General features: G+C 68.9%; 5 protein-coding genes. 1 reads left to right on the top strand and 4 read right to left on the bottom strand.

All coding sequences use genetic code 11. From position 1 onward, the window contains the following. The 3 genes from gndA to AOK24_RS21880 all read right to left on the bottom strand — a co-directional run. A partial coding sequence (gene gndA / locus AOK24_RS21890; protein ID WP_055721764.1) for an NADP-dependent phosphogluconate dehydrogenase occupies positions 1-1,101 on the bottom strand: 1,101 nt, incomplete at its 3' end. Positions 1,102-1,257: 156 nt separating this feature from the next. Beyond that, positions 1,258-1,662, bottom strand: a complete 405-nt coding sequence (locus tag AOK24_RS21885; protein WP_055721763.1) for a hypothetical protein — start codon at positions 1,660-1,662, stop codon at positions 1,258-1,260. A 210-nt stretch (positions 1,663-1,872) separates the two neighbouring features. Beyond that, positions 1,873-3,258 (bottom strand): LCP family protein, encoded by a 1,386-nt coding sequence (locus tag AOK24_RS21880; RefSeq protein WP_240554056.1) that lies wholly within the window; start codon positions 3,256-3,258, stop codon positions 1,873-1,875. Between the two features lie 190 nt (positions 3,259-3,448). Between AOK24_RS21880 and AOK24_RS21875 the strand changes: the two genes are divergently transcribed. After that, positions 3,449-4,729 (top strand): COG1361 family protein, encoded by a 1,281-nt coding sequence (locus AOK24_RS21875; RefSeq protein ID WP_055721762.1) that lies wholly within the window; start codon positions 3,449-3,451, stop codon positions 4,727-4,729. Between the two features lie 67 nt (positions 4,730-4,796). On the opposite strand, the gene AOK24_RS21870 is transcribed toward AOK24_RS21875, so the two are convergent. After that, positions 4,797-6,461 (bottom strand): lysyl oxidase family protein, encoded by a 1,665-nt coding sequence (locus AOK24_RS21870; protein WP_055721761.1) that lies wholly within the window; start codon positions 6,459-6,461, stop codon positions 4,797-4,799. Between the last annotated feature and the right edge of the window lie 535 nt (positions 6,462-6,996).

The raw sequence follows: 6,996 nt of genomic DNA, 5'->3' as shown, positions 1-6,996 counted from the left end.
GCAGCCGCCGCGCCAGATCCGTGCGACGGCGGCGAGGTCGATGTCCCAGCCGTACTCCTTGGCGGCGTCCTGGATCATCGACCAGCCCTGGTCGTAGGCGATCACCTTCGAGGCGTACAGGGCGTTCTCGACCTGCGAGGCGAACCGCGCCGCCTCCGTCCGCGACAGCGGCGGGGTCGTGCCGCCGGGCAGCCCCCGGTACGCCGCGCGCAGCGCGCTCTGTCCCGACGCGGCCCGCGCGAACGTCGCCTGCGCGATCGCCGTCACCGGCGAGGCCAGGTCCAGCGCGGTCTGCACGGTCCACCGCCCGGTGCCCTTCTGCCCGGCCCGGTCCACGACCACGTCCACGAACGGCCCGCCGGTCAACGCGTCGGTGTGGCCCAGGACTTCGGCCGTGATCTCGATCAGGTACGAGCCCAGCCGCCCCTGGTTCCACTCCCGGAAGATGCCCGCGATCTCCGCCGGACCGTACCCGCCGACCTGCCGCAACAGGTCGTACGCCTCCGCGATGAGCTGCATGTCCGCGTACTCGATGCCGTTGTGCACCATCTTCACGAAGTGCCCCGCGCCGTCCGCCCCGATGTGCGTCGCACACGGCTCCCCGTCGACCTTCGCACTGATCGCCTCGAACATCGGCCCCAGCACCGCGTACGACTCCGCCGACCCGCCCGGCATGATCGACGGCCCGTGCAGCGCACCCTCTTCCCCTCCGGACACGCCAACTCCCACGAAGTGGATGCCCTGTTCACGCAGCGCGGCTTCCCGGCGCCGGGTGTCCGCGAAGTGTGCGTTGCCCCCGTCGATGATCATGTCGCCCGGCTCCAGCAGCGGCGCGAACTCCCCGATCACCGCGTCCGTCGCCTCCCCCGCCTGCACCATCAGCATCAGCCGCCGAGGCCGCTCCAACGCCGCCACGAACTCCTCGGCGCTCTCGGCGGCGACGAACTCCCCCTCGTGGCCGAACTCTTCGATCAGCGCACGGGTCCGCCCCGCGCTCCGGTTGTGGACCGCGACCGTGTACCCGTGCCGCGCGAAATTACGCGCCAGGTTGCGGCCCATGACCCCGAGGCCGGTGACGCCGATCGATGCGGATGCGCTCATGTGTGGTACCTGTCCCCTGCGTGGAGGTGAGTCCGTCACCGTCAAGTACGCACGTGGCGCGGCTCTTTCTCGACAGAGGGCCCGTTGCGCACCACGGCGGTGGTCCGCCCTCCCCGCCAAGGGAGCGCGGACCACCGCTTTTTGGGGCAGGGAAGGCTAGCCGGTGACGGCCTTGAGCAGGACGTGCACGTCGTGGCCCTTGTGCCAGCCCGTGTCGACCAGCGGGCTGTGCTTGCTCTCGTCGCCCCAGCCGTAGTAGCGCTCCCAGCTCTGGCGCCACGAGCCGTTCACGTTGGAACCCGTCGCCGTGTATGCCTGGGCGATCTTGCCGTCGTGCTTGTTGTCCCACAGGTACAGCTGCGCCTTCGTCTGCGTGTTGGAGCCGCTGTAGCGGTCGCACTCGCGGTACTGGAGCCCCACGGCGTTGTGCGACACCTGGATGCTCCGCCACTCGGTGCAGGCGCCCTCGGCGGAGGCCGACGGTGCGAGCGCGAGCCCGAGGCCACCGACACTCAGGAGGGCTGCCAGGCCTGCCGTGGTGAGCCGCGTACGTGTGTTCATGATCCGGGTGTTCCCTTCGGTGTGCGTCGAGGGGGCGGCGCGGGGTCGATCGCTCCGCCCGGCGTGCACCACCGAGATTGCTGGCCGTTTCAGAGCCGGTCCAGCGAAGTCCGCCCCCCTGGGACACCATGGGACGTCCAGGGCTCTGAGCTGCGAGAACATCCGACAGAACGAGGCACGGCTGGGACGTCCTCGCGGGCTCCCGCAGGGTCAGTACATGTTCTCGACCTTGAGGTCGGGCCCGACGACGAGGTTCACCACCCCGGCCGACGCCTCCGCGGACGCCGTCGCCGTCACCTTCCCGCCGAGCCGCGCGGCGACGGCGCGCGCGCCCGTGTCGTCCGCGCCCTGGGCGTACTGGACGGCCGACGTGGTGACGTTCGAGGGCGCGTTGCCGGTGGAGACGACCGTGAAACCGTTCACCCGGAGCTTCTCCGCGACGGCGGCGGCACGCCCGGGCACGCCGGTGCCGTTGAGGACGCGGACCTTCACCGACGACGCGTACACGAGGTTCTTCGTCTTCGCGGCCAGCGCGTCCTTCGTCGTTTCCTGGTCCTTGGCCAGCGCGGTGAACAGGTCGGCGGCCTGCGGGTATTGCCAGGCCACGTTGGCCTTGTCGGTCGGAACGTCCGCCTCGCGCGGGTAGTTGGGGACGGTGAGGAAGGCGAGCCGGTCGCTGGGGATGCCCTTCAGCTCGGACGCGAGCGAGTACAGCTGCTTGATGCCGGCCATCCCCGGGTCCGCGGTCAGGGATTTCGTCGCCGAGTTGAGGAAGCCGTACATCGAATCCGGGCTCGTCAGCTTGGACTTGGCCTTCTTCGCGAGCGCGTCCATGAACTCCTGCTGGCGGCCGATGCGTCCGATGTCGGAGTTGTTGCCGATGCCGTAGCGCGCGCGGACGTAGCCGAGGGACGTCTCGCCGTCGATGGTCTGGCAGCCCGCCGGAAGCTTCAACTTGGCCTTGGGGGAGTCGATCGCGGTCTCCGGGCACACCTCTATGCCGTCCAGCGCGTTGACCATGCCCTTGAAGCCGGAGAAGTCGATGGACATGAAGTGGTCGATGCGCAGACCGGTGTTCTCCTCGACGGTCTTTATCGAGCAGGCCGCCGCACTCGCGACCTCACCGCTCGTGCCGCCGAGCGCGAACGCCTCGTTGATCTTGAAGTGGTGTTCCTTCGACTTGGTCCCATCTCCCTTGTCGCAGGCGGGAATGCGCACCCACGAGTCGCGCGGGAACGACAGGACCGACGCCCACTTGCGGTCGGCGGGGATGTGCAGGACGAGCAGCGTGTCCGACTGCATCGTCGTCAGGTCCTTGCCGTACTGGGCGTTGGCGCCGTCGCGGCTGTCCGAACCGACGATCATGATGTTCTTCGAACCCGGGCTGAGGTTCTCGGGCCGGTCGCCGCCGAGTTTGTCGTCGACGTCCGCGGAGGTGATGTTGCCGTTCAACTGCTGGTAGATCCAGGTCCCGGCCCCCGCGACCCCCAGCACGCCGACGCACAGGACACCGGCGCTCCAGGCCAGCACCCGCCCACGCCGGGTCAGGCGGACATCCGCCTTGCGCTTTCCCACGCCGTTCCTCCGCTCCCCCATGCTCGTATCGAGGCTCCGCCTCCACCTGGCACGGACACCCCACACACAACAGACGACCCAGCCATCAGGTTCCGTTGCCCATCGGATGACCAATTCTTTTCCAGTACGTCCGAAACGGCCCGTCCCGTTCATCTCACCGGACTCTTACGATGATCGACTGTCGGCCAATACTGATCAACAGGGGGACCAGATGAACTCAGAACGTTTCAGACGATTCGGTACGTACGGCGCCGTCGCCGCGTCGCTCGTGCTCGCCGCGTCGGCGGTCGCACCGGCCCAAGCGGACGAGCAGACCGACCAGTTGTGGATCAACGCCCCGACGGACCGGCCGGTGACCGTCGCACCCGCCTCGGGGGAGGCGCAGACCCAGACGATCCCGGTGGGTCTGTACCACGACAACGACAACTTCACCGTGAGTGACGGCAAGTTGACCGTGGACGTCTCCGGACTCGCCGGTGTGGCCGAGGTGTTGTGGCCGTCGAACTGCGTGCCGAGCGGCACGACCGCGGTGTGCGACGCGGGGGACGTACCGATCCTGCGCGCCGGGTTCGTACCCCAAGTGACCTTGCAGGTAAGGGCGTTGGCGGGCACTGCGGCCGGTGCCGCCGGGCGGATCACGTACGCCGCCGAGGCGACCGGGGGACCCGACGGGAAGCTCGTCGCGCCCCTCGACTCCTTCGAGACGAACGTCACCGTCGGCACCGGGCCCGACCTGGTCGCCTCAACCCCCGTCGAGCTGGACGGAGTTCAGCCGGGGACGACGCTCGACGTGCCGTTCACCGTCACCAACAACGGTGACCAGGCCGCCAACGGGTTCGCCGTCCAGATGTGGACGTCGTACGGGCTCGACCTCGCGACGGCGTACCCGCAGTGCTCCTCCGAGGACATCGACGGCTTCCTCGTCCACTACACCTGCGCGTTCGACACCGTCGTGCGGCCCGGGGAGACCGTCGGGCTGCCGCAGCCGCTGAAGGCCACGGTCGCGGCGCACGCCCTGAAGGAGCGGTTCGACTTCTCGGTGGACCCGGTGGGCGGACAGACCGATCTCCAGCCCGGCGACAACGGCACGTCGTGGCGGGTCGACGCGGTCAACACGGCCGACTTCGCGGTGTCCGGCACCTACCCGGGCGGTTCCGTCGGCGAGACGGTCGAGCTGACCGCCGGGCTCACCGACAACGGTCCGGCCTGGGTCGCGAACATCTCCTCCGGTGACCCGGTCGCCGTGCTCGACGTCACGCTGCCCGCCGGGACCAGCGCGGTGAGCGTGCCCGACAACTGCCGCCCCCGGGGCGCCGGTTACGCCTGCGAGCTGGGGATGCTCATCAAGCCGGGGCAGAGCGCCGGGTTCCCGTTCACGGTCCGCGTCGACAGTGTCGTACCGGACGCGAAGGGGAAGGTGTCGGCGCGGCCGTCCTTCGGTACCGGGTTCTCGTTCGACCCCGACTCCTCGAACAACTCGGCCGAGTTCTAAGACAGTTGGGGCTATAAAAACAGTTGGGGCACCCTGGGGGGTTCAGGGTGCCCCAACTGGTCTGCTGTTACGGCGCGTTGATCAGGTCGACCGGCGGGACGCTGACCGTACGGGCGCCCTCCTTGCCGCCGAGCGTCACCTTGCGCAGCGAGACGTTGTTCTTGAGGTTCGTCTCCTGGAGGCGGTGGGCCGGGTTCGCCATGACCTCGATGTAGTACGTGCCGTTCGGCAGGCCCGTGATATCGAAGGACTGGCCCGGACGGTACTGGGTGTACGTGTCACCGGAGCCGACGTCCAGCACCTCGCGCACGGAGATGGAGTTGCGCTGTCCACAGGCCGTGGACAAGTCCGTGTTGTACGGGTGCCAGTTGGCGTTCTTCACCGTGTAGTCGATGGCGTCCGTGTTGGCGAGGCAGAACGCCTCCTTGCCGCTGCGGACCTCCTTCGTGCGGTCCTCGCTCAGCAGCCGGTAGCTCGCGAAGTCCGTGAAGTGCCAGTGCTCGTGGCCGATGCGCGGGTCCCACTCCATCGTGCCGGCCGGGGTGTAGCCGACCTGCTTGCCCTTCGCGTCGTAGAAGTACTGGTAGGAGTCCATGAGTTCGGCGCCCGGCTTGCGGAAGCCGTCCACGACGAGCGGGGCCGGACCGGCGTTCCACACGTTCGCGCTGAACGCGAGGTAGTCCTTGCCGGGTACGTCGCCGTCCTCGCCGTCCGTGATGGAGATGTCCCACGCCGGGAGTGAACGCAGGTCCGGCTTGGGGACGTTGGCGGGGACGCCCGCCTTGCCGGTCGGCTTGGCCGCGTTCGCCTTCAGCGCGGGGGCGATGCGCGAGCCGTCCGTGTGGCCCTTGCCGTCGCCCAAGTGGTGGGCCTGGCCCCGGGCTTCGAGCGCGTGGGACAGCGCGGGCGGGGTCGGGGCGTCGGCGCCGCGCGGGCCGTAGTGGTGGTTCGCGCCCTCCGTCGTACCCGTCGCCGTGTGGCCGGTGTGCTGGGAGCGCAGGCCCTCGCCGCCCTCGTCCTTGATCTCACGGACCGTCACCTTCACGGTCGCCGTGTCGTTCGGGATGCCGAAGAGGTCGCGGTACTTCTTCGCGACGGTCGCCTTCGCCGTGTACTCGCCCGCCGGGAGGTCGACCGGCCTGTCGTAGTCCACGGCCGAGGTGTTGGCCGCCCAGCCCTTCTCCACGCCCCAGACGGAGCCCAGCGTGAACGGGTTGCCGGGGCAGCTCTGCGGGTAGTGCGAGGTCGCCGGGGCGTCCGGGCGGAGCCGTCCCGACGCGTTGTTCGGGCAGAACGTCCCCTTGCTGCTGGTGACTTCCTTGCCCGCGGCGTCCTTCACGGACACCTCGATGAAGCCCGGCAGCCCCGTGAAGTCCTTGACGAGGCCCGCCGGGAGGGTCTTCGTCGTCACCTTCTTGCCGTCCCGCAACACCTGCTGGGCGACGATCTGGTCCTTGTACGACTTGCGGGTCACCTTGAATTCGAGGGGCGCGTTGTCGACGGTGAGGTACGTCCCGAGGTCGAGGTAGACCCCCTGTTCCCCCTCGTACTTGTCGAGTACGACGGACGCCGACGCGGCGACGAGCTTGAGCTGAGGCTGGCCCGGCTTCGCGGCGGGCGCCGCACCCGCCCCCGGCGCGGTCGCCGCGACAGCGGCCACCACCGTGAGCGCGGCCCCCGCGGCCAACGCCGCGCGCTTCTTCAGTTGCTTGCGGTCTTGCTGACTGGTCATCGGTTCCTCGTCTGTTCCTAGCCTGCGAGCGCCTGGTCATGGACGCCCGGACCGAACAACCCCCATCCCGAAACCCCACCCCACGTACCACTGCGACGCGTCCCCACGCGCCCCTGGGATCGGCCCCGGTCTGTGAGCACCCTGTGAGACAGGCTTTCTCCGCCCCCGGTTGCCTCGCCCCCCAAGAAGGTCAAAAACTCAACTCAACGATCACCAAAGGAGGTTGTCCGAACAGTCAAGGTTCAACCGGCGAACACCCTGATCACCGACCCGGCCGCCGCACATCCCTCGCCGTCATACCCTCGTACCCCCGAGCTACCGGGTGCGTCTGTGCCGGGTGTTCTCATGTCTGCATGAACATGGCTGGAAAGGTAGACCGTGGGGACTACGGCATCGGCGTAACTCCCTGGGACGACGAGGCGTGGCGGGCCGAGGTCGTGGGGTGGGTGCGGGGGGTACTGGGGAGGGACGCGGCCGTAGGAGACGTACGGCTGCGGCCCTGGTCCGTGCTCGTGCGGTTCGGGGAGCTGTGGTT

The organism is Streptomyces niveiscabiei (genome assembly GCF_001419795.1).
Taxonomy (GTDB): Bacteria; Actinomycetota; Actinomycetes; order Streptomycetales; family Streptomycetaceae; genus Streptomyces; species Streptomyces niveiscabiei.
Note: the sequence above shows the minus strand (reverse complement) of the source record. Positions and strands in the feature narration are given on the sequence as shown.